The sequence below is a fragment of the Pseudomonas sp. P1.8 genome (assembly GCF_001269805.1).
In the GTDB taxonomy this organism is placed as follows: Bacteria; Pseudomonadota; Gammaproteobacteria; order Pseudomonadales; family Pseudomonadaceae; genus Aquipseudomonas.
Genome location: NZ_LHVM01000013.1, coordinates 230,478 through 252,057 on the forward strand (window position 1 = coordinate 230,478; position 21,580 = coordinate 252,057).

Annotated in this window: 16 protein-coding genes; 3 read left to right on the top strand and 13 right to left on the bottom strand. The window is 58.2% G+C overall.

Going from position 1 to position 21,580, the window contains the following annotated elements; all coding sequences use genetic code 11:
• Positions 1-67 precede the first annotated feature (67 nt).
• The 9 genes from AD668_RS11920 to AD668_RS11960 all read right to left on the bottom strand — a co-directional run bounded on the left by AD668_RS11920 (position 68) and on the right by AD668_RS11960 (position 10,936).
• The gene (locus AD668_RS11920) at positions 68-1,708 is read right to left on the bottom strand and encodes a BatD family protein (protein WP_053158863.1); all 1,641 of its coding nucleotides are present in this window, start codon (positions 1,706-1,708) and stop codon (positions 68-70) included.
• A complete protein-coding gene (locus AD668_RS11925; RefSeq protein WP_053158865.1) occupies positions 1,705-3,444 on the bottom strand; it encodes a VWA domain-containing protein in 1,740 nt (579 codons plus the stop codon). The genes AD668_RS11920 and AD668_RS11925 overlap by 4 nt, the downstream gene beginning before the upstream one ends.
• Entirely contained in the window at positions 3,441-4,523 is a 1,083-nt protein-coding gene (locus AD668_RS11930; RefSeq protein WP_053158868.1) for a VWA domain-containing protein, read from the bottom strand. Before AD668_RS11930 ends, AD668_RS11925 begins: the two co-directional genes overlap by 4 nt.
• Positions 4,516-5,010, bottom strand: a complete 495-nt coding sequence (locus AD668_RS11935; RefSeq protein ID WP_053158871.1) for a DUF4381 domain-containing protein — start codon at positions 5,008-5,010, stop codon at positions 4,516-4,518. Before AD668_RS11935 ends, AD668_RS11930 begins: the two co-directional genes overlap by 8 nt.
• Positions 5,007-5,951, bottom strand: coding sequence for a DUF58 domain-containing protein (locus tag AD668_RS11940; RefSeq protein WP_053158874.1), 945 nt, complete (start codon positions 5,949-5,951; stop codon positions 5,007-5,009). Before AD668_RS11940 ends, AD668_RS11935 begins: the two co-directional genes overlap by 4 nt.
• Positions 5,952-5,956: 5 nt before the next feature.
• Positions 5,957-6,916 (bottom strand): MoxR family ATPase, encoded by a 960-nt coding sequence (locus AD668_RS11945; RefSeq protein WP_053158878.1) that lies wholly within the window; start codon positions 6,914-6,916, stop codon positions 5,957-5,959.
• A 155-nt stretch (positions 6,917-7,071) separates the two neighbouring features.
• Entirely contained in the window at positions 7,072-8,793 is a 1,722-nt protein-coding gene (locus AD668_RS11950; protein WP_053158881.1) for an ABC transporter ATP-binding protein, read from the bottom strand.
• Complete coding sequence (locus AD668_RS28745; protein WP_082344457.1) at positions 8,777-9,994, bottom strand: YcaO-like family protein; 1,218 nt, start codon at positions 9,992-9,994, stop codon at positions 8,777-8,779. The genes AD668_RS11950 and AD668_RS28745 overlap by 17 nt, the downstream gene beginning before the upstream one ends.
• A gap of 585 nt (positions 9,995-10,579) precedes the next feature.
• Positions 10,580-10,936, bottom strand: coding sequence for a hypothetical protein (locus tag AD668_RS11960; RefSeq protein ID WP_053158884.1), 357 nt, complete (start codon positions 10,934-10,936; stop codon positions 10,580-10,582).
• 503 nt (positions 10,937-11,439) lie between these two features.
• Between AD668_RS11960 and AD668_RS11965 the strand changes: the two genes are divergently transcribed.
• Positions 11,440-16,326 (top strand): NAD-glutamate dehydrogenase, encoded by a 4,887-nt coding sequence (locus AD668_RS11965; protein WP_053158887.1) that lies wholly within the window; start codon positions 11,440-11,442, stop codon positions 16,324-16,326.
• A gap of 163 nt (positions 16,327-16,489) precedes the next feature.
• Here AD668_RS11965 and AD668_RS11970 read toward each other — a convergent pair whose 3' ends face one another.
• The 4 genes from AD668_RS11970 to AD668_RS11985 all read right to left on the bottom strand — a co-directional run bounded on the left by AD668_RS11970 (position 16,490) and on the right by AD668_RS11985 (position 19,861).
• Positions 16,490-17,197, bottom strand: coding sequence for a hypothetical protein (locus AD668_RS11970; RefSeq protein ID WP_053158890.1), 708 nt, complete (start codon positions 17,195-17,197; stop codon positions 16,490-16,492).
• A 230-nt stretch (positions 17,198-17,427) separates the two neighbouring features.
• Positions 17,428-17,838 carry a cupin domain-containing protein gene (locus AD668_RS11975; RefSeq protein WP_053158900.1) on the bottom strand — a complete coding sequence of 137 codons (411 nt, stop codon included), beginning with the start codon at positions 17,836-17,838 and terminating at the stop codon, positions 17,428-17,430.
• A gap of 172 nt (positions 17,839-18,010) precedes the next feature.
• Positions 18,011-18,304: an antibiotic biosynthesis monooxygenase family protein gene (locus tag AD668_RS11980; protein WP_053158902.1), complete on the bottom strand. Its 294-nt coding sequence runs from the start codon at positions 18,302-18,304 to the stop codon at positions 18,011-18,013.
• A 123-nt stretch (positions 18,305-18,427) separates the two neighbouring features.
• A complete protein-coding gene (locus AD668_RS11985; RefSeq protein ID WP_053158904.1) occupies positions 18,428-19,861 on the bottom strand; it encodes a PLP-dependent aminotransferase family protein in 1,434 nt (477 codons plus the stop codon).
• A 206-nt stretch (positions 19,862-20,067) separates the two neighbouring features.
• Here AD668_RS11985 and AD668_RS11990 point away from each other — a divergent pair, with 206 nt between their 5' ends.
• Both AD668_RS11990 and AD668_RS11995 read left to right on the top strand, forming a co-directional pair.
• Complete coding sequence (locus AD668_RS11990; RefSeq protein WP_053159845.1) at positions 20,068-20,508, top strand: carboxymuconolactone decarboxylase family protein; 441 nt, start codon at positions 20,068-20,070, stop codon at positions 20,506-20,508.
• Positions 20,509-20,578: 70 nt separating this feature from the next.
• Positions 20,579-21,556 carry a LysR family transcriptional regulator gene (locus AD668_RS11995; RefSeq protein ID WP_053158906.1) on the top strand — a complete coding sequence of 326 codons (978 nt, stop codon included), beginning with the start codon at positions 20,579-20,581 and terminating at the stop codon, positions 21,554-21,556.
• The last annotated feature ends 24 nt before the right edge of the window (positions 21,557-21,580 follow it).

Genomic DNA, 21,580 nt, shown 5'->3' on the forward strand with positions numbered 1-21,580 from the left:
CGGCCGCTTCGCAGCCGAACGGGGGCAAGCCCCCTCGCCACAAAAGTGTTCTAGCCACTGAGCGTATTTATTTCGGATAGAGCGGTGGCAACCCACTGTCACCCACCGGATCCTGAACCCGTTCGGCCATCGGAATCGCCTTGATCGCTCGCCACAACTCGTCACCTTGCCAATGTTGGCCGGTTTCGCTGTACAGCGCGCCATTCAGGCCGTCGAGGGCGTCGGACAGGGGGACGAAGCGGGCGGCCATGTCAGCCAGTGTTTCTGGTTGTTGTCGGGCCCAGGCATCGAGGGCCTGGCGGGTGGCGTGGGAGTCGTTGGCCAGGCAGGCACGCTTGAGTTCGTCGAGCACTGTGCGCGGGCTCGGGCCGGTTTGTGCCGTGCGCAGGACCGCCGGTTTCCAGCGGCCGCGCCACCAGAGACCGAAGCCGAGCAGGGTGGTACAGGCAAGGATCAGGGTGCTCAGTTGCCAACGCCAGAGAGTGTCGCTATCGGCATGGGCTTCGACCTGAGGGGTGCTGGCCGGGGTATCGACTACCAGGCTTGGATTGGCCGCCACCTGCAGCGTGCGGGCTGGCAGGCTGCTGTGCTCCAGGTGGTCTTCAAAGGTGTTCCACCAGACTACATCGACGCTGGGCAGTTCGATGGCGCCACTACGGGTAGGTACCAAAGCTTCACGCTCTTCACGGCTGCCCACCAGCCCACGCTCGGTGTTCTGGTTGCCGAGCACCGGCTGATCGGGATATCGGCGCAAGCCTGCGACTTCGGTGCCGGGCAAAGGCGGCAACTGCGTGCTGGCCAAACCTTCGGCCTTTACGATCAGGCTGCGAGTCAGGGAGTCGCCGACCTGGGCGTTATCCGGTTCCGGGTTCCAGCTTTCGTTCAGGCTCAAGCTGCGAGCGGGCAGCCATGGGGCGTCGGCCGGATAGGTGGCGGGTTTGGCCTTGACCGTGAGCAAAAGCTCGGCGGAGCTGATGCGCAACAGCTTGCCGGATTTCGGTCCTTGGGCGGCTGTATCCGCAGCGGGTTGCGCCTCCACCAACGCGGCGTTGAAGATTTGCGCCGGAATGATCAGTTCGCCGCTGTGCTGCGGGTAGATCGCGTAGCGCATTTCGATCACGCCGTGGCGCAAGCCATCGATGTCTTTTTCATAGGTGCGCGATTCGCCCAGCTGCTCAATGCGCGCGTCGGGAACCTGCAACGGCGGAAGGCTGCTGTCGTCGTAGAGCGACACCGAATGGTATATGCGCAGTGTCAGAATGGCCTGAGCCTGCACGTACACGCTGGATTGATCGAGGCTGGCGTCGATGAACACCGGCGCGCGCTTGTTCGGGTTGTTCGGGGATTCGCTCTCGATCACTTGCAGGGTGATCGGCTGGCTCTGGATGTCGCCTAATTGCAGAGAGGGGATGACCACACTGCCGTTCTGACGGGGCAGGAGGGTGATGATCCAGCGCGTGGTAGCCCGGTTGTCACCGTTGAGGGTATTCAACTGGTTGACCTGGCGAGTGCCGCGCACCTCGAACAGTGGTTCCAGCGGCGCCAGGTCAGGTTTGCCGAACTGCGTAACGTCACTGGATTCCAGGGTCAATTCGACCGTTTCGCCAGAACTCAGGCGGCTGCGATCCACACTGGAAACCAGCTCCGCAGCCTGGGCCTGGACCGCCCAGATCAGCAGGGCGAGCAATAAAGCGGTGAAGCGGGTCATCGAGTATTTTCCTGATCCTGATGTTGTTGCTGTTCGTACCAGAATTTGCGCCTGAGCAATTCACCGGGGTCATCCGGGATCTGCCGTAGCCATTGTTCCAGAGCCTGGCGCTGTTCACCTTCGAGGCTGTCGGTGGCCGGACGCAAGGGTGGCCTGGTGTGTTGCTCATCGCCCAATTCGCTGCCCGGAACCTCGTTGGCGCCGGGGTTTGGCGGTGCGGTGGGTGGTGGTTCATCGCCCTGCTCGGCCGGTTGACCCTCGGCTTTCGGTTCGCCGCTGTTCGATGGCTCGATGGCGGCGCCGGGCGGTGCGGGTGGCGGCTCGATATCGGGTTGGGTGCTCGGGGTTTTCTCCGGTTCACGCGCCGGTGGGTTGGTTTTCTGCTTGAGCAGGTTTTCGACCAGCGTCTGGTTGGTCAAGGCCGGGCGCAGATCCGGTTGCCGTTCCAGAGCTTGCTCGTACGCGTCCAGCGCGGCCTCCAGCTCACCGCTTTTTGCCAGAGCGTTACCCCGATTGTAGTGGGCATGGGCGTCGTCGCTTTCGGCGAACCGCTCGGCGGCGCCGGCGTAGTCACCGGCTTCATAGAGTGCCACGCCTTGCCATTGATGGTCTTCGAAATGCTGTGCTGCCTCGGCTGGGCGTTTACTCTTGAGCAAATGCAGTCCTTGCTGGTCGGGGCGCAGCCACAGGTCTTGAAACTCGAATGCATAGCTCGGTTGCGGCAACGCAAACAGCAGCGGCAGGCAGAGCAGCCAACCGCGGCGCCCGGCGCAGGCCGCCAGCAGCAACAGCGGCAGCAGCAGCCAGTAACCCTGATCCGCCCAGGTGTCGAGGCGCAAGGTCTGGCCATCGTTTCGCAGGCTGCGCGGACCGTCGAGCAGGCCAAGGCCACGCAAATCGATATCGCCCAGGCGCGCATGACGATAGCGTCCGTCGAGGTCATTGATGAAGGACTTCAGGCTCGGCTCGTCCAGGCGTGACACCAGGATCGCACCCTGTTCGTCCTTGAGGAAACTGCCGTCCTCCTGAGTGATTGGCGACCCTTCAGCAGTACCGATACCGAGCATCAAAAACTGCGTCGATTTTCCGCGCATTGCCCGGCGAATGCCCTGGCGTTCCTGTTCTGTCAGCGACGAGCCGATCAGCAGGATCCGACCGTCACCGAGCGCGGCCTGTTGCAGCAGGCTCAGGGCTTTTTCTACGGCAAGGTCCGCGCGATGGCCGGCCTCGGGCATCAGCGATGGCCTGAGCGCATCGAGCAGGTTGCGGCTGGTGGACAGATCATCCGACAGCGGCACCAACGTGTGTGCACTGCCGGCGTAGACGACGATCGCGGTCTGGGCGTCGCTGCGGGCCTGTAACAGGTCGAACACCTTGCGGCGCGCTTGTTCCAGCCGATTGGGCGTCATGTCGGTGGCGAGCATTTGCGGGGTTAGCTCAAGAATCACCACCAGCGGATCGGCGGGCTTCTGGCTGGTCTGCTCGACTCGCGTCCAGCCCGGGCCCAACAGGGCGAGCACGGTCAGCGTCCACGCCAGGCCCAGGGCGATCCATGGCAACTTGCTGTCACGTCCACTGCCGCCACTGAGCAATGCGGCATGAAAGGCCGGCGGTAAAATCATTTGCCAGCGCCCGGCGCGCTTCTTGCGGTGCCACAATTGCCAGAGTAACCAGCCAAGCAACGGCACCAACAGCAGCCACCAAGGCCGGAACCAGAACGGCCATAGCACGCTCATCGACGCCTCCGAAGACGCAGGCGTCTGAGGCGTTCGCGCCAGTCAGGCAGCAATTGCGTTTGCAGGAACAGATCCTTGGTAAACAGGCGTTGCAGCGGATTGTCCGGCCAGAGCGCGCGGCCTACCAGCAACAGGCTCAACCAAAGTGCCAGTGCCAGTGGCCAGTGATAAAGCGCCTGAGCCGGGCGGGCCTGGGTCGGTTGCTGGGTCACCGGTTCCAGCTGATCGAGGGTGTCCTTGATCGCTTGCAGTTCTTTGGCGTCGTGGGCGCGGAAATACCGGCCGCCGGTGGCCTCGGCGATGGCCCGAAGGGAGGGTTCGTCGAGGTCCAGGCTCGGATTGACACCGAGAAAACCCACCGTACCGCTTTGCTCCGGATCGGCGCCGATGCCGATCGGGTAGATTTTCACACCCTCTTTGGCTGCCAGCCGCGCAGCGGTGAGCGGGTCGATTTCTCCGCCATTGTTGGCGCCGTCGGTGACGAGAATCAGCACACGGCTTTGCGCCGGGCGCTGGCGCAGTCGCTTAAGGGCCAGACCGATGGCATCGCCGATGGCGGTGTTTTTGCCGGCGATGCCGATGCGCGCTTCGTCCAGCCACACGCGCACAGTATGCCGATCAAACGTCAGAGGTGCCTGCAGGTAGGCCTGACTGCCGAACAGGATCAGTCCGACGCGGTCGCCCTCACGATTTTCAAGGAAATCGCCGAGCAAGTGCTGAACCAGCGAAAGCCGGCTGACGTCTTCGTCCTGCCATTTCATGTCGGGGAAATCCATGGAGCCGGAAACGTCCACCGCCACCAGCAAATCACGGCCACTGGCGGCAATCGGCAAGGGTTCGCCAAGCCATTGCGGACGCGCCGCGGCCACCAGTAGAAACAGCCACAGCAGCATGAACGGCGCTTGTTGTCGCCACGAAGGCAGATTGGCCCGCGCGCGGCGCCCGGCCAGCCCTTCGAGATCGCTCATAAAGCTGACTTTGAGTGCGGGTTCGCCGCTGTCGGCGACTGGCAATATCAGGCGCATCACCCATGGCAACGGCAACAGGGCGAATATCCACGGCCAGGCGAATTCAAACATGCTTGCGAATCCATGTGTCGACGGCCTGGGTGAGGCCGGCGATGGCCTTGTCGTCGAGTTTGCATTCGGGTTTGTAGGCGCCTTCCACAAGAATCATCCAGCGCGTCAGCCCGGCCGCCGGGCAGCGGTTATCGAGGAAGGCCAGCCATTTACGCCCGTTGAGCGTATGGCTCTGGCTATAGGGATAGTGGTTGCGGCACAAACGCTTGAGCAAGCCATTGAGTTGCTGCAACCACGCGCCGGCGGGCGCACCGTCGTAGGGTTTGGGCATTAGCGCCAGCTCCGCCAGCGCAGCGAGGCGCACCGGGTCCAACGGCTGTTCAGCGCGCACCACGGGACGCTTGACTGCAAGCAAATGCCGCAGCTTCCAGGCACCTAATCCCATCAAGGGCAGCAACAGCAGCAGTAACCACCAGCCCGGTGCCGGCGGCCAGAAATCGATCGGTGGCGGAGAAATCAGCGGTTGCAGTTGATCGAGTCCGTTCATCGTCCTTTTCCCGAATTCTGTGGGTTCAGGTACTCGCGCAGTTGCTCGACCATCTCGCTTTGCGTGCTCAATGGCATCATCAACACGCGCAGTTTTTGCGCCAGCAATTCCCAGCGCGCGATGCGTTTCTCGGCTTGGGCGCGATACGTCTGGCGCAGCTCAAAGTTAAGGGTGTCGAGTTCCAGTTGCGCGCCGCGCTCGGCAAAGCGCAAAAGCCCGGCAGCCGGCAGGGCATGATCCAGCGGATCGGACAACGGCAGCAGCAGCAGGTCGCAATGACGCGACAACAAGCTCAGTTGTTGTTCGGCACTGTCCGAAAGGGCGCGTTCGTCGCAGATCACGATCACCAGACTTCCCGGACGCGACACTTCCCGGGCGCGGCGCAGCGCAATGCCAAAGGCATCCCGGTCCGGCTCGCTTTCGGTGTGCAGCGACTGATTGACCCGCACCAGCCGGTTGAGCAGTTGCAGCAGGCTTTGCTTGCTGCGACGGGGTTTGATCTCGTAATGCTCGTTGTCGCCGAATACGAGGCCGCCGACCCGGTCGTTATGGCCCAGTGCGGCCCAGCCGATCAGGCTCGCGGCTTGAGCGGCGAGTACCGATTTGAACATCAGCCCTGAGCCGAAAAACAGCCGACGGCTTTGTTCGACCATGATGAAAATCGGCCGCTCGCGTTCCTCATGGAACAGCTTGGTATGCGGCTCTTGCGTGCGAGCGGTCACGCGCCAGTCGATGGTGCGTACATCGTCGCCGGCCTGATAGACCCGCACCTGATCAAAGTCCACACCACGTCCGCGAAGCTTGGAGTGGTGCAGGCCAATCAACGGGCTGCGTTGGCTCGGGGTAGAAAACAACTGCACTTCACGCACGCGATGGCGCATCTCGATCAGCTCGGCAAGGCTGACACGGATGCCCGGCTCGGGCGGCAGGTTGGCATTCATCGGAGTCAAGCGACGGCTACGACGTCGAGAATCCGCTGGACCACCCGGTCCTGATCGATGCCGGCGGCTTCGGCTTCAAAGGAAAGAATGATGCGGTGACGCAAAACGTCGAAGAGTACGGCCTGAATGTCTTCAGGGCTAACGAAGTCGCGACCGGCGAGCCACGCATGGGCGCGGGCGCATCGGTCCAGTGCGATGGAACCACGAGGGCTGGCGCCATAGGCAATCCACTCGGCCATTTCGGGGTCGAACTTGGCCGGGGTGCGGGTGGCCATGACCAGTTGCACCAGGTATTCCTCCACGGCGTCGGCCATGTACAAGCCGAGGATTTCCTTGCGTGCGGCGAAGATCGCCTGCTGGCTGACCCGGCGCTCGGGTTTGGTTTCGCCGTTCAAGGCTTCGCCGCGGGCCTGTTGCAGGATTCGCCGCTCGACGGTGGCATCCGGAAAACCGATTTTCACATGCATCAGAAAGCGGTCGAGTTGAGCTTCGGGCAGCGGGTAGGTGCCTTCCTGCTCGATCGGGTTCTGCGTGGCCATCACCAGAAACAGTGGCGACAGTTCATAAGTGCTGCGCCCGACACTGACCTGGCGCTCGGCCATGGCTTCGAGCAGCGCCGACTGAACCTTGGCCGGCGCACGGTTGATTTCGTCCGCCAGTACCAGATTGTGAAAGATCGGGCCTTGCTGGAATACAAAGCTGCCGGTTTCCGGACGATAGATCTCCGTGCCGGTGATGTCGGCCGGCAACAGGTCCGGGGTGAACTGGATGCGGTGGAACTGAGCCTCGATGCCTTCAGCGAGTTCTTTGATGGCCTTGGTCTTGGCCAGGCCAGGGGCGCCCTCGACCAGCATATGGCCGTCGGCGAGCAGGGCGATGAGCAAGCGCTCGATGAGCTTTTCCTGGCCGAGAATCTGCGTTGAAAGAAAGGTTCGCAGCGCTAGCAGCGCCTCACGATGTTCCATCGATGACTGTTCCTGGAAAAAGGTCGCCGAGAGCGTTCGAAATACGCCAGGGCTGGGGGCGTTACTTTAATCCATCGCGGGGGGCGGCGACTAACGGCATTTTGTGCAATTTGCAGGGATTTGAACCTGTTCGCGCCCTTCGCAGGGAAAAGGGATCAGCCATGCAGGCAATGCTCCTCTGTTTGAAGGTCGCTCAGCAGCAGTTTTACGGCTTTGCGTTTGACCAATTCACACCACGGACCGTCGTCAACAATGGCGCCCTCCTGCATGACGATGACTCGATCAAAGCGATGCAGATGCCGGATATCATGGGTTACACAAATCAGTCCATGCGCGGCAAATGTTTCAAACAACAAATCCCACACCGGCGTAGCGAGCTTCGGCTCGATCGATGCACTGGGTTCGTCGAACAAATTGAACCGCCCCGGCCTGTTGATCAGGCGCAGTAATGACAAACGTTTGGCCTCACCGCCCGATATGTTGGATGCGTTTTCGCTGATGTTGCGATGGGAAACGATATCTTCAAGGTCAAGCCGTTGTATTGCATCGCTCAGATGGGGGGAGGGAGGCATTCCGAACAATACGGAGATATCGAAATGACCTTCCAGGAACTGCGGTAATTGAGGGCAATACCTCAGCGAGTTCAAGTGGGCCTCGGCGCTTAAGCGGGAGATCGGTATGTCATCAATGCTCAAGTGATTCCTCACCGAAGCATTTAACCCGGCCAGCGTCTCAAGCAATGTGGATTTACCCGCACCGCTGGGCCCGGTAATAGCTACTGACTGGCCTTGAGAGAAAGTAACGCTGCTCTCAATGGAGAGTCGGGTTGTGTCGGCGTCGCCCACCACACAAGGCTCAAGGAACAGCTTCGAGACGCGTCGGGGTTGGATGTCGGTCTGGCGATTACTATCGTCAAAGTTTGGCAGTGCCAAAAGCTGCTGCATGCGTCGTTGATCCGCCAGAAACTGATCAAGTACCCGATAACCCTCCGTCAACGCAGTGATGTTCAGCAAAAAGCTTCCAGCAATGGAAAAAATGGCAACCAGTTGCCCAACGCTGATACCAGGTTCGCTTGAAAGCTGACCGAGAACCCCCCAACTGAGGAGCCCTCCCGTAGAGAGACTTACAAACAGGACTTTTGCTCCGTTCAGGAAACCGCCAGAGCTTGCCGCGATAACCGCGGCTTCGGCGTATTGGACGAAGGCCCGGTTCAGGGGCTTTGTTGCGGTGTGCTCTGCGCGTTCCAATTTTATCGACTTGCCAATATTGATGGTGTTGAACAAGACGCCGCTCAGCTCATCCTCTTGTTCATTGACTGCATCGATGTGCTTTCGGCGCCACCTGATGATCTGGTGAGCCACGAAGAGATAGACAATGCCAAGAGAGGTCATTACCAGAAAAATTCCGGTGCCACCCATGTAGACAAAAGCACTGGCGACAATCAGAAACTCCACGCACAGAGGAAGGCCAACGGTCACAAAAAATGTCAGCAGTTGCTCATTTGCCGTTATCCCACGCTCAACTGACTTTATAAAGTAACCAATACGCCAAGAACTGAATTGAAGGAATTCTTTGCGCATAAGTTGGGCAATCCACTCGATGGATGCATTCATCACGGCCTGCTGTACCAACTTGGACAGGAAGAAAATTTGCAGCGGATGAATGATTGCCTGAATACACCCGGCCAGTGTGAAGCCTGCTGTTAACAATAAGAGTGTGTTGAGTGCGGACGGATTGCTGCTGTTCAGGGTGTCGACAATTTTGCCCAGTAGTAATGGTGGGGCTAGCGACATTATTTTTAGTACGAATATAGTGGTGCATGTTGAGATCAGCAGTACAGTGTATTTTTTGCAGGTTGCTCTAATAATGGTCTGCATGGGTTGCCTGAAAAGCAAGTGGGTTTCGAGGTTGGCGTAGGATTCGTTGCGGGGCGACCAGGCTTCCATTTCTTATGATGTTGAAGCGTTCAAGGCCAGGAATATAAGCCTGGCAGACAATGCCGTCATCAGCGTATTGAGTGACGACTCTGTGGTAAATGGTCCTGTTGGTCGCCAATAGATTTTGTCTCAGCGCGTCTAGTTGCGAAGGAACACTTGCTACGTAAGCTCTGAGAGGGAGGTCCAGCATTGGAAGTCTCAGGTTTTTTACGGGGTTCAGGTCGATAAGGCATCGTAATATTTTTGAATTCGCTAGAAGGTTTAGTGCTTTTCTGTCTTTGGCTTCTTGTGTGTCGTCATAAAGTGCATCGACTTGAAATTGTTCTGTTACGGCTCTCTGAATGGCAGTGCAAATATTCAGTGAACAGCCTGAGCCAAGCGGTGAAAGATGAAACTCCCCCGGGCCAGATTTTGGAAATGCCACAGAAAAATAAACGCCCATTACATCTTTTATAATGATGACCTGTAGTTTTTCTGCCCGATTCAGGGCGCAAGAGTCATTCTGTAATGCTTTTGTTAGCAGCGCGCTGGACGGCGCGTACAGTTTCATGACGGGACCAATCTCACAGACAGACATAAAAAAACAGGAAAGCACATGTCTTTCAATGACTTCATTGATTCCATGCAGCAGCGCTTCAGCTTTGGTGCAGCCAAATGCGGTCCCCGAGTTGGATGAGTAGCGAGACAGAAAATGCGTGTCTGCGCTTGCGGTTTGCCATAAGTGAGTATCCATCACGGGGCAAAGAAGGATGCTGGGAACAAAAAGATCATCCGTTTTATCAAACGTCGTGAGCCTGAAGCATTCAATTGATTCGGCTTCACAGGGAAGACTAGTAAAAAAGCCGTCTAATTCGGCAGCTTTCTGGTTGGCGATAAAGTTACAGCGCTGCAGACTGATGTTGTTTGGGCTACGTTGGAATATGCTGAGGTGTTCGATACTTTCAGCCAGTGCTCCTATAATCGAATCAGGACCTTTTCCTGCGCCAGACTCAACTAAGTTGTGATGTTCGTCAAAAAGTTTTGCGGTGGCTACAAATTTGTCTTTGTCGAGAGTCTGTATGACGGGAGTTAGGTTGAGCGAGCGTATTATTTTCTCGATTTTTAACAATGCTGCAGACGAGCTGAGTTCGCGTTCAGACATAAAAAGCCTCGTGAATTTTCAGAATGCCGAAAGGAGGTCCTTTCGGCATCGTTTCAGGTGCTTAGTTTGTTAATTGGTTAGAGAAGCGAAGAAACTTGCTTCCGTTGCCAGAAAACGGCCGTAAGTGTTCAACGCTTGTGGCAGTTCATCCCACGGCGTAATTTCAGTGCGTTTTTTACCCATGATATTAACTCCTTGTTATAAAGGAAGCGGTATCTGTCATCAGAAACCGCGCTTGCGATGTTTTTTTCGCAAGTGATTAATTAATAGCAGTGAGTTTGTGGTGCGGACAGTTCATCACTTCCTAAGCCGATGTAGGCCCACTCTTGGCGGGATGTAGGATGAAAGTCGTCAATTTTCTGATTGTGTTGTTGTATCGTTTTTTTTGTTTTTGATTCAATGGGATGGAGTGTTTAGTTTTGTACTGGGAAGGAAGCGGAATGTAGTCCGTACTTACGGGCATCCGTATATTTAGGGGAAGTGATGAAGGGATCTCGCGGGCACCTTTGTTGGCAAGCCTGCTCCTACGGGTCTAATGCGATGCAAATCGACGGTAGGAGCTGGCTTGCCAGCGAAAGCGGTCTGTCAGGCCAGCTGGCTGATATACGTCCCAGTCCCTTTCAGAATGTTCTGCAAGGTTTCTTCCACTTCAGCCAGATCCACCATGTCAGCATCAAAGGTGATCTCCAGCACGTCATCTCCATTCAACGCATCGGCATCCGCCGCCGCAATTTCAATCTTCAGCAAGGAAGGGCTGAGGGTGATTTTCACGCCATCAAGGGTCGAAGGTTCGCCGTCGAGGGTGATTTCCAGCTCGTCCTCGTCCGGGTAACGGCTCATCAGGAACATCTCGCCCTGGTCGCTGTGGCAGCAGACCATGGCCATGTTGTCTTCTTCGTCATCGCACGGGTTGACGATCAAGAGGGCGGTTTTCATTTTCATGGGGAATTCCTGGCTTGCTGAATTGGGTAATGGCAATAGCTGCGATTCTGCCAGTGCGCGCAATTTTCTGCTCGTCTGCCTGTCAGAGTCCCTGTCGCGAACACTGGATGTGTTACTGCTCATTTCTGGTACGTACGTCCCGTAAATCCGGACGGAAAACCGTCGTTTTTCTGTGCGAATGCTAGTGTTGTTCGAGGCGTACGCCTTGAGCTGCGTACCGATGACCGAATATGTCGCAGCACCGCAAGCACAGGCCTTGCCGCTCTGGTTAAGCTGCGCAACGGATGAGCACCCGTAAAGGCATTGCGCTGTTCGCAGCCCAGTCGTTTTTGCAGATGCTCATTCACGGAAGGTGAATGTGACCCGAGTGTCCCGTCCAGCTTCACCCCCCAGTCACCCTGTTTCCTCTGCCCGAGAATCAGGAACAGGGTGACGGGTAGCCCCGAACAGGGGTTTTGCACGCGACGCTTCCATCAATAACAAGCCCAAGCGGAGTACCACAGATGGCGTTCTTCACCGCAGCCAGCAAAGCCGACTTCCAGCACCAACTGCAAGCGGCACTGGCGCAGCACATCAGTGAACAGGCACTGCCACAAGTGGCGCTGTTCGCTGAACAATTCTTCGGCATCATTTCCCTGGATGAGTTGACCCAACGTCGGTTATCCGACCTCGCTGGCTGTACCCTTTCTGCGTGGCGCTTGCTTGAGCGCTTCGATCACGCGCAACCGCAAGTGCGCGTCTACAACCCCGATTACGAGCGTCATGGCTGGCAGTCGACCCACACCGCGGTCGAAGTGCTGCACCACGACCTGCCATTTCTGGTGGACTCGGTACGTACCGAGCTGAACCGCCGCGGCTACAGCATCCATACCCTGCAGACCACCGTGCTGAGCGTGCGTCGCGGCAGCAAGGGCGAGTTGCTGGAAATCCTGCCCAAAGGCACCCAGGGCGACGACATCCTGCAAGAGTCGTTGATGTACCTGGAAATCGATCGTTGCGCCAATACCGCCGAATTGAACGTGCTGACCAAAGAGCTGGAGCAAGTGCTCGGCGAAGTCCGCGTTGCGGTGGGCGATTTCGAGCCGATGAAGGCCAAGGTCCAGGAAATCCTGACCAAACTGGACAACAGCCAGTTTTCCGTCGATGCCGACGAAAAGAGCGAGATCAAGAGTTTCCTGGAATGGCTGGTGGGCAACCACTTCACATTCCTCGGCTACGAAGAGTTTGTGGTCAGTGACGAGGCCGATGGCGGTCACATCGTCTACGACAAGGACTCCTTCCTCGGCCTGACCAAATTGCTGCGTGCCGGCCTGACCTACGATGACCTGCGCATCGAAGACTATGCCGTGAACTACCTGCGCGAACCGACCCTGCTGTCGTTCGCCAAGGCCGCACACCCAAGCCGCGTACATCGACCGGCTTACCCGGACTACGTGTCGATCCGTGAAATCGACGCTGACGGCAAGGTCATCAAGGAATGCCGTTTCATGGGCCTGTACACCTCGTCGGTGTATGGCGAGAGCGTGCGGGTCATTCCGTTCATCCGTCGCAAGGTCGAGGAGATCGAACACCGTTCCGGCTTCCAGTCCAAGGCTCACCTGGGCAAGGAACTGGCGCAGGTGCTCGAAGTGCTGCCCCGCGACGACCTGTTCCAGACACCGGTTGACGAGCTGTTCAGCACCGTGATGTCGATCGTGCAGATCCAGGAACGCAACAAGATCCGGGTATTCCTGCGCAAAGACCCGTACGGCCGCTTCTGCTACTGCCTGGCCTATGTGCCGCGTGATATTTATTCCACCGAAGTGCGCCAGAAGATCCAGCAAGTGCTGATGGATCGCCTGAAAGCTTCGGACTGCGAGTTCTGGACGTTCTTCTCCGAGTCCGTGCTGGCCCGCGTGCAGTTGATCCTGCGTGTCGACCCGAAAAACCGCATCGATATCGACCCGCTGCTGCTCGAGCGTGAAGTGGTGCAGGCCTGCCGCAGCTGGCAGGACGATTACGCAGCGCTGACCGTCGAAAGCTTCGGCGAAGCCCACGGCACCAACGTACTCGCTGACTTTCCGAAAGGCTTCCCGGCCGGTTACCGCGAGCGTTTCGCAGCGCATTCGGCCGTGGTCGACATGCAGCACCTGCTGAGCCTCAACGAAAAAAATCCGCTGGTGATGAGTTTCTATCAGCCGCTGGGCCAGGTGTCCGGTCAGCGTGAGTTGCATTGCAAGCTGTACCACGCCGATACCCCGCTGGCGCTGTCCGACGTGCTGCCGATCCTGGAAAACCTCGGCCTGCGCGTGCTGGGTGAGTTCCCGTACCGCCTGCGTCACACCAACGGTCGCGAGTTCTGGATTCACGATTTTGCATTTACGGCCGCCGAAGGCCTGGAACTCGACATCCAGCAACTCAACGACACGCTGCAGGACGCCTTCGTCCACATCGTGCGTGGCGATGCCGAGAACGATGCATTCAACCGTCTGGTGCTGACTGCCGGCCTGCCATGGCGCGACGTGGCGTTGCTGCGTGCCTACGCCCGCTACATGAAGCAGATTCGTCTGGGCTTCGACCTGGGCTACATCGCCAGCACCCTGAACAACCACACCGACATCGCTCGCGAGCTGACCCGGTTGTTCAAGACCCGTTTCTACCTGGCACGCAAGCTAAGCAGCGACGACCTCGAACAACGTCTGGAACACGCAATTCTGACCGCTCTGGACGATGTCCAGGTGCTGAACGAAGACCGTATCCTGCGTCGCTATCTTGATCTGATCAAAGCGACCCTGCGCACCAACTTCTACCAGACCGATGCAAACGGCCATAACAAGTCGTACTTCAGCTTCAAGTTCAACCCGCACTTGATTCCCGAGCTGCCGAAGCCTGTTCCGAAGTTTGAAATCTTCGTTTATTCGCCACGCGTCGAAGGCGTGCACCTGCGCTTCGGCAACGTCGCGCGTGGTGGCCTGCGCTGGTCCGACCGTGAAGAAGACTTCCGTACCGAAGTCCTGGGCCTGGTAAAAGCCCAGCAAGTGAAGAACTCGGTCATCGTGCCGGTGGGTGCGAAGGGCGGCTTCCTGCCGCGTCGCCTGCCACTGGGCGGCAGCCGTGACGAGATTGCGGCCGAGGGCATTGCCTGCTACCGCATCTTCATTTCCGGTCTGTTGGACATCACCGACAACCTGAAAGATGGCGCGCTGGTTCCGCCGGCCAACGTCGTGCGTCATGACGACGATGACCCGTACCTGGTCGTTGCGGCGGACAAGGGCACTGCAACCTTCTCCGACATCGCCAATGGCATTGCCATCGACTACGGCTTCTGGCTGGGCGACGCGTTTGCGTCCGGTGGTTCGGCCGGTTACGACCACAAGAAAATGGGCATCACCGCCAAGGGCGCGTGGGTTGGCGTTCAACGCCACTTCCGCGAGCGTGGCATCAATGTCCAGGAAGACAGCATCACTGTCGTGGGCGTCGGCGACATGGCCGGTGACGTGTTCGGTAACGGCCTGTTGATGTCCGACAAGCTGAAGCTGGTCGCAGCGTTCAACCACCTGCACATCTTCATCGACCCCAACCCTGAGCCTGCCAGCAGCTTCGCCGAGCGCCAGCGTCTGTTCGATCTGCCACGTTCGGCGTGGTCGGATTACGACACCAGCCTCATGTCCGAAGGTGGCGGCATCTTCTCCCGTAGCGCCAAGAGCATTGCGATTTCCCCGCAGATGCAAGAGCGCTTCGACATCAAGGCCGACAAACTGACCCCGACCGAACTGCTCAATGCCTTGCTCAAGGCACCCGTGGATCTGTTGTGGAACGGCGGTATCGGTACTTACGTCAAGGCGAGCAGCGAAAGCCACGCCGATGTCGGCGACAAGGCCAACGATGCACTGCGCGTGAACGGCAACGAACTGCGCTGCAAAGTCGTGGGCGAGGGCGGTAACCTCGGCATGACCCAACTGGGTCGTGTGGAATTCGGTCTCAATGGCGGCGGTTCCAACACCGACTTCATCGACAACGCCGGTGGCGTGGACTGCTCCGACCACGAAGTGAACATCAAGATCCTGCTGAACGAAGTGGTTCAGGCCGGCGACATGACCGCCAAGCAGCGTAATGAGTTGCTGGCGAGCATGACCGACGAAGTCGGTGGTCTGGTGCTGGGCAACAACTACAAGCAGACTCAAGCCCTGTCCTTGGCAGCTCGCCGTGCTTTGCCGCGGATTGCCGAATACAAGCGTCTGATGAACGACCTGGAAGGCCGCGGCAAGCTGGATCGCGCCATCGAGTTCCTGCCGGCTGAAGACGCCATCAACGAACGCATCGCCGAAGGCCATGGCCTGACCCGTGCCGAATTGTCGGTGTTGATCTCGTATAGCAAGATCGACCTCAAGGAGCAGTTGCTGGGCTCCCTGGTGCCGGACGACGACTACCTGACCCGTGACATGGAAACCGCTTTCCCGCCGACCCTGGTGAGCAAGTTCTCCGCGGCCATGCGCCGTCACCGTCTGAAACGCGAAATCGTCAGCACCCAGATCGCCAACGATCTGGTCAACCACATGGGCATCACCTTCGTTCAGCGCCTCAAAGAGTCGACCGGCATGAGCCCGGCGAACGTGGCCGGTGCTTATGTGATCGTGCGTGACATTTTCCATCTCCCGCACTGGTTCCGTCAGATCGAAGCCCTGGACTACCAGGTCTCCGCCGACGTGCAACTGGAGCTGATGGACGAGCTGATGCGTCTGGGCCGTCGCGCCACGCGCTGGTTCCTGCGTACCCGTCGCAACGAGCAGAATGCTGCCCGTGACGTCGCTCACTTCGGTCCGCATCTGGCAGCACTGGGTCTCAAGCTCGACGAACTGCTGGAAGGTCCGACCCGCGAAGGCTGGCAGACCCGATATCAGGCTTACGTCGCCGCTGGCGTGCCTGAGTTGCTGGCGCGCATGGTTGCAGGCACCACTCACCTGTACACCTTGCTGCCGATCATCGAGGCGTCCGACGTGACCGGGCAGAACGCCGCCGACGTAGCGAAGGCTTACTTCGCCGTAGGCAGCGCGCTGGACATCACCTGGTACCTGCAACAGATCAGCGCTCTGCCGGTTGAAAACAACTGGCAAGCCCTGGCACGTGAAGCGTTCCGCGATGACGTCGACTGGCAACAACGCGCGATCACCATCTCGGTCCTGCAACAGGGCGACGGCACCCAGGACGTGGAAACACGCCTCTCCCTGTGGATGGCGCAGCACGACAGCATGATCGAGCGCTGGCGCGCGATGCTGGTGGAAATCCGTGCTGCGAGCGGCACGGACTACGCCATGTACGCGGTCGCCAACCGTGAATTGCTGGATCTGGCGTTGAGCGGGCAGGCGGTAGTGCCTGCGGCTGTCGCCGCCGAGCTGGAACCGGCTGCCTGATCAGGCGTTGAATGAAAAAACCCGCATCGAGAGATGCGGGTTTTTTTTGCCTCGAGATTTGATGATGTTTGAAAGCGCCTCTGCGCGAGCAGGAATTTTTTGTGCGCTGAAGATCCACTGTAGGAGCGAGCCTGCTTGCGATGAGGGAATCTGCAACGCCCGATTATTTATTGACTGAAGTTTGTTCAGTGTTCATTGATATATTAGTTGTCGGCCTGGTCAATAAAATACTGAGCGACTGGTCAAACTTTTGCAGTGCTCGAACTTGAACATCCTGTTGTTCGTTAATGTCCGCAACGATCTCTTCGCTGCGTTTATAGTCTGCCCACACGGGGCTAAGTGCTTTTGCATCGTAGCCTTGGGCTGTGCCCATGTAATTGAAATTCTTGTCGTAAAAGTCTGCACTGACTTTTGACTCGATATCGGAGCTGCGCGACGTCATGAGTTGACTGCGTGTATCAATGATTGCTACGACATCCGGCCTGGCTGCCCTGAGACTTTGCATGTCCGGGTAGACCGTGACCGAGCCGAACTGACGCTGCAAGGAGGCCTTGACGCCTTCAACCGCGAAGTCAGGATTGGACGTGGCCACGTAGGCGTCATGGATCGGCTGCACCAGCAGGCTCTGGCCGAATCCGGTGCCAGCGTTTGCTCGATAGTCCTGTAGATAGGCTCGATTGGTCTGGGTATCGCTGCTGTAGACAACACCTAGCGAGACGTCGCTGCCATTGGGTATGTGCCTGGCGCCACTACGGCCGACCGGTTCAGTGAAGATGCCGTCGAGGGAAGAGACCGCGGTCGGTGCCGTGGGGACCGAGCAGCCGATTAGCAAGGCAGATATCGTCAACGTACTGGCAAGTGCAAGTTTCATGGTGTTTCTCCCGTGAAACAACTTGAGTCGAAAGTTTTAAGTTGCCGGAGTTGGCCGGCGTTGACTTCCAGACTAAACCTTGACGGCTTGAATAAAATAGCCAATATCGACTCTCGTCAGGTGGTCAATAGTTTTGTTTGATTTAATAGTTGTTGGTTAATGACATGAAGAAATAAAAAAGCCCGAATCGCTGAATCGGACTGTTTTATTTATCGCTGTACGTCCAGGCATTAGTTTTCCAAAGGGATCAGTACTTTCTCATCAGGCGCCAACACCATGAATACCAGCAACTTGGCGGGTTTGGTCGCGCTGGCATTTTTCGACACCAGGTGTTCCGAACCGGCGGGTTCATACCAGTACTCACCGGCCTTGTAGGTTTTCGCTTGCTCACCCTTCACCTGGGAAACGATTTCCCCCGAAATGACATAGGCCATGGCCGTGCCTTCGTGTTTGTGGGCGATGGAAGACTGGCCAGGCGCGTAGTCGACCTCGATCATCAGGGCTTTTTTACCGGGGGCGTTTTTCAGCATTTCGTCCTGTAATACCGTGACCTTTTCGGAGGGGTCATGGGCAGACACCGATGTGCAAACCATCAGGGCCAGGACAGCAAAAGGGGCAGCACAATAGCGAACAACGTTCATGGTTCATCACCTGCGAGGGTTGGTTGATGCAAACCACAGTAGTGCGCAAGGGGGGGCGGTGAAACAGCCAATACTCGGGAAGGTGAGGGGACCAATCCACTGTTCAAAGCAAAAAGATTGCAGCCTGCGCAGGAGCTGCCGAAGGCTGCGATCTTTTGATTTTCCGCTGGGCTTAAACGATCGGAAAGCTGTTGAAGTCCACGGCATTGGCCAACTGGCTGTCGATCAGGCTGATAAAGCCCTGCACTTCAGGTCGGTCGAAATGCGCATGCATGGCTTCTTCCGACTGCCAGCGGGCGCTGACGGTCCAGCGGTTGGTGTCCTCGGGGCAGCGGTCGACCATATAGGAATCACAGCCCGGTAGCTCACGCAGGGTGTCGACAATCTTTTGCAGTTGCTTGCCCAGTTCATCCGAGCGGCCGCCGACGGCCGTAACCTGTACGGTATTGATCACTTCATGGGACATTGCTCACACTCCTGAATCAGGCCGGACGAATCCTGCTCATTGAGGGATAACGCTTATGCAGGATAGGCCTGCATCAGCAGACCACCAATAGCCAATCGCCGGGTAAAGCCGCAGGCCAATCCGTCAGGCAACCTGCTGCAGGATGTCGCGCAAGCGGTCCAGAGCAATGTCGATATCAAGGGTTTCGATCGCGCCAAACCCGAAAAAAAGCCCGGCCCGTGGCGCTTCCTGGTAGAAAAAGCTGTCGATGGCATACAGGCCCACTTCGACTTTTTTAGCCAATTCGATCACCAGGGGAATATCCATCGGCACCTTGCACATCACCACCATGTGGAAGCCCGCCGTGCTCGGCACCGCTTCCAGCCAGGGTGAGAGATCGCCGGTCATGCGCCTCAGAATGCGCTCGCGGCGACCGGCATAGATCGTATGGCAGCGTCGAATGTGTTTGAGCAGGCAGCCTTCGGCGATGAACTTGGCCAGTGCCCATTGCGGTAGCGTAGAGGTGTGCAGATCGGTGAGCTGTTTGGCGCGCACCACGGCCTCAAGGATGGCGGGTGGCAGGATCGTATAACCCAGCCGCAATTCCGGTAGCAGGGTTTTGGAGAATGTCCCGACATACGCGACGATCCCGTGTTCATCCATGCTTTGCAGCGAGTCGGTCGGCCGGCCTTCGTAGCGGAATTCGCTGTCGTAATCGTCTTCGATAATGATCGCGCCCAATTGCCGGGCCTTGGCGAGTAACGCGACACGACGCTCCTGGCTCATCGGCAGACCGAGCGGGAACTGGTGGGAAGGGGTGACATAGATCAGCCGTGTGCCGAGGGGGATTTTGTCCACCACAATGCCTTGGTCATCCACCGCAACGCCAATCACCGTGGCTCCGTGGGTGCCGAACAACAGGCGTGCCGGCGGATAACCGGGGTCTTCCATGGCGACGATGCTGCCCGGACGGATCAACACTCGGGCAATCAGGTCCAGCGCTTGCTGCGCGCCGTTGCACACCACTACGTCTTCGTCCTCGCAAACCACCCCGCGTGAAAACGCGATGTGTCGCGCGATGGCATTACGCAGCGCGGGCAGGCCTTCGGGCTGGCTGTAATAGCCTTTGGATGCCGCGATCTGACGCAATGCGTGGGCGGTGCAGCGCCGCCAGTCATCCTGGGGAAACTGGCCCTTGGTGGTCGCGCCGCCAATGAAGTCGTAGCGCAGCGTGCCTTCCAGCGTCGGGTGGCGCAAAAAGACCGGCAGGCTGCGCCATGACTCGATTACCTCGCAACCGGCCAACTCCGAATGACTTTGCTTGCGTTGCACCTTCGACGTGCGGGCGTTGACGTAGGTGCCTTTGCCCACCACTCCGGTGAGAAAGTTTTCATAGGTCAGTTGCGCGTAGGTGTCGGAAATGGTCTTGCGCGAAATACCCAGCTGTTCGGCCAGCAGACGACTGGGCGGCAGTTGCGTTCCGGCCGCCAGGCGGCCGGTCTCGATGGCGCTGCGCAGTTGGTTGTACAACTGGCCTGCGAGGTCCTTGCGGCCATTGATGACGACATGTAGTTCCATACCGGCGAGGCTCCGGAGCAGTTGAGGCGCGTGTGCGTCGCGTCAGATTACCCTCTTGCGCTTGTTGTGCAGAAGTTGCGTGGCGCAAAAAGTCTCAATGGGTCTGGTGTAGGGTGGCGCAGGGTTATTTCGCGAAATTGGATCTGTCGCCTGCCTGCATCAAAAGCTACGGTGAACCCTCCGCCTGCGTTGCACGAGATCGCGCCATGACCCCACGCCTGGATTACTACAGCGCTTCGCCCAAAGCGATGAAAGCCATGCTTGCCATGGAGGCGTTGACCAGCAACCTCAGCATCGAATCCGGCCTGCTACATCTGATCAAGATCCGCGCCTCGCAACTCAATGGCTGCGCGTTCTGCACCGACATGCATTCGGTGGATGCCAGACGCCTCGGCGAGACGGACCGGCGCCTGTACTCGATCGTGGTGTGGCGCGACAGCGGATTTTTCAATGCCCGTGAACGCGCTGCACTGGCCTGGACCGAAGCGGTTACCCTGCTTTGCGAAAGCCATGTGCCCGACGACGTCTACGCTCAGGCCCGAGAACAATTCAGTAAAGGTGAAATGGTCGATCTGACCATCGCCGTTACCACCATCAACAGCTGGAACCGCCTGGCGGTGAGCTTTCGGCAAACGCCCAGCACCTGAGTTGTCACGTTCTTTTCATGAAGGATGCGCAGGATGGAACTCCCGATGATCAATCGACAGGGAGTTCTCGATGTCATTCATGGAAAACGCCGAGCGCCAGACAACCACCGGGTATCGTGCCCCCCTCGACAAGACCGGGTCGTGGCGCAATCGAGCAGCGGCGCTTGAGCCCGAACTGGCACAGTGTTTCACCGTCAGCGCCCGCTGCGGATGTTTCATGCAGGCGGCCCGCAGTCTCAATATCAAGGCCACGCGGTTGCGCAGACAATTGGCGCTACTTGAATCACAACTCCAGTGTTCATTGTTCAACCACTGCGATAAAGGTTTTACCCTCAGCCGCGAAGGCTTGCAGTTGCACTCGCAATTGATCGCACTGGCCCATGAGCGTGATTTGCCGATCGTTGAGCAACCGCTGGTGCGCCTGGCGGTTGTGGAGTCGGTGCTGCATGACATCCTGGGGCGTGATCTGGTGTCGTTGTTGCGCCGCAACGCCAGTGTGCGTCTGGACATCATCACGGTCGACGGCGAACTCTCGCTGCAAGCCGTCAGTGCCGATGTGGTGGTGTGGCTGGGCGATACAGTGTCGCCGTTGCCAGGACCGAGATTTGCCATCACCGAGCCTGTGCGTCTGGCGCGCCTGGATTATCTGCCGCATATCGCCAAACGTTATTCGCGGGTGGCGTCACGGCCTTCGAGCCTCGACGAGCTCGCCGATTTCCTCCTGGTGCAATGGCAACACGAGCGACAGGTAGAAAGCTTGCGCCCGTGGCATGCGGTGGTGGATCAACGCCTGGCCGCAGTGGTGCACTCACATGCCTACGGGCTGATGCTGGAGATGATCCGCTGCAGCGCCTGCATCGGCCTGCTGCCGCACTACATGAGCCACTTCGACCGAGGGTTGATTGGCTTGCCGGGGTTGTTCGACCAGTCGATGCAGCGTCAGGTGTGGATGGCGGTCAATGCCCAATCGCAAGGTGACGCGCAGGTGCGGATGGTCGAAGAAGTGATTCACAACGCTTTTGCAGAGCGGCGGGAGTGGTTTGATTGACCGCTCACGCGTTTAGTCGTACGC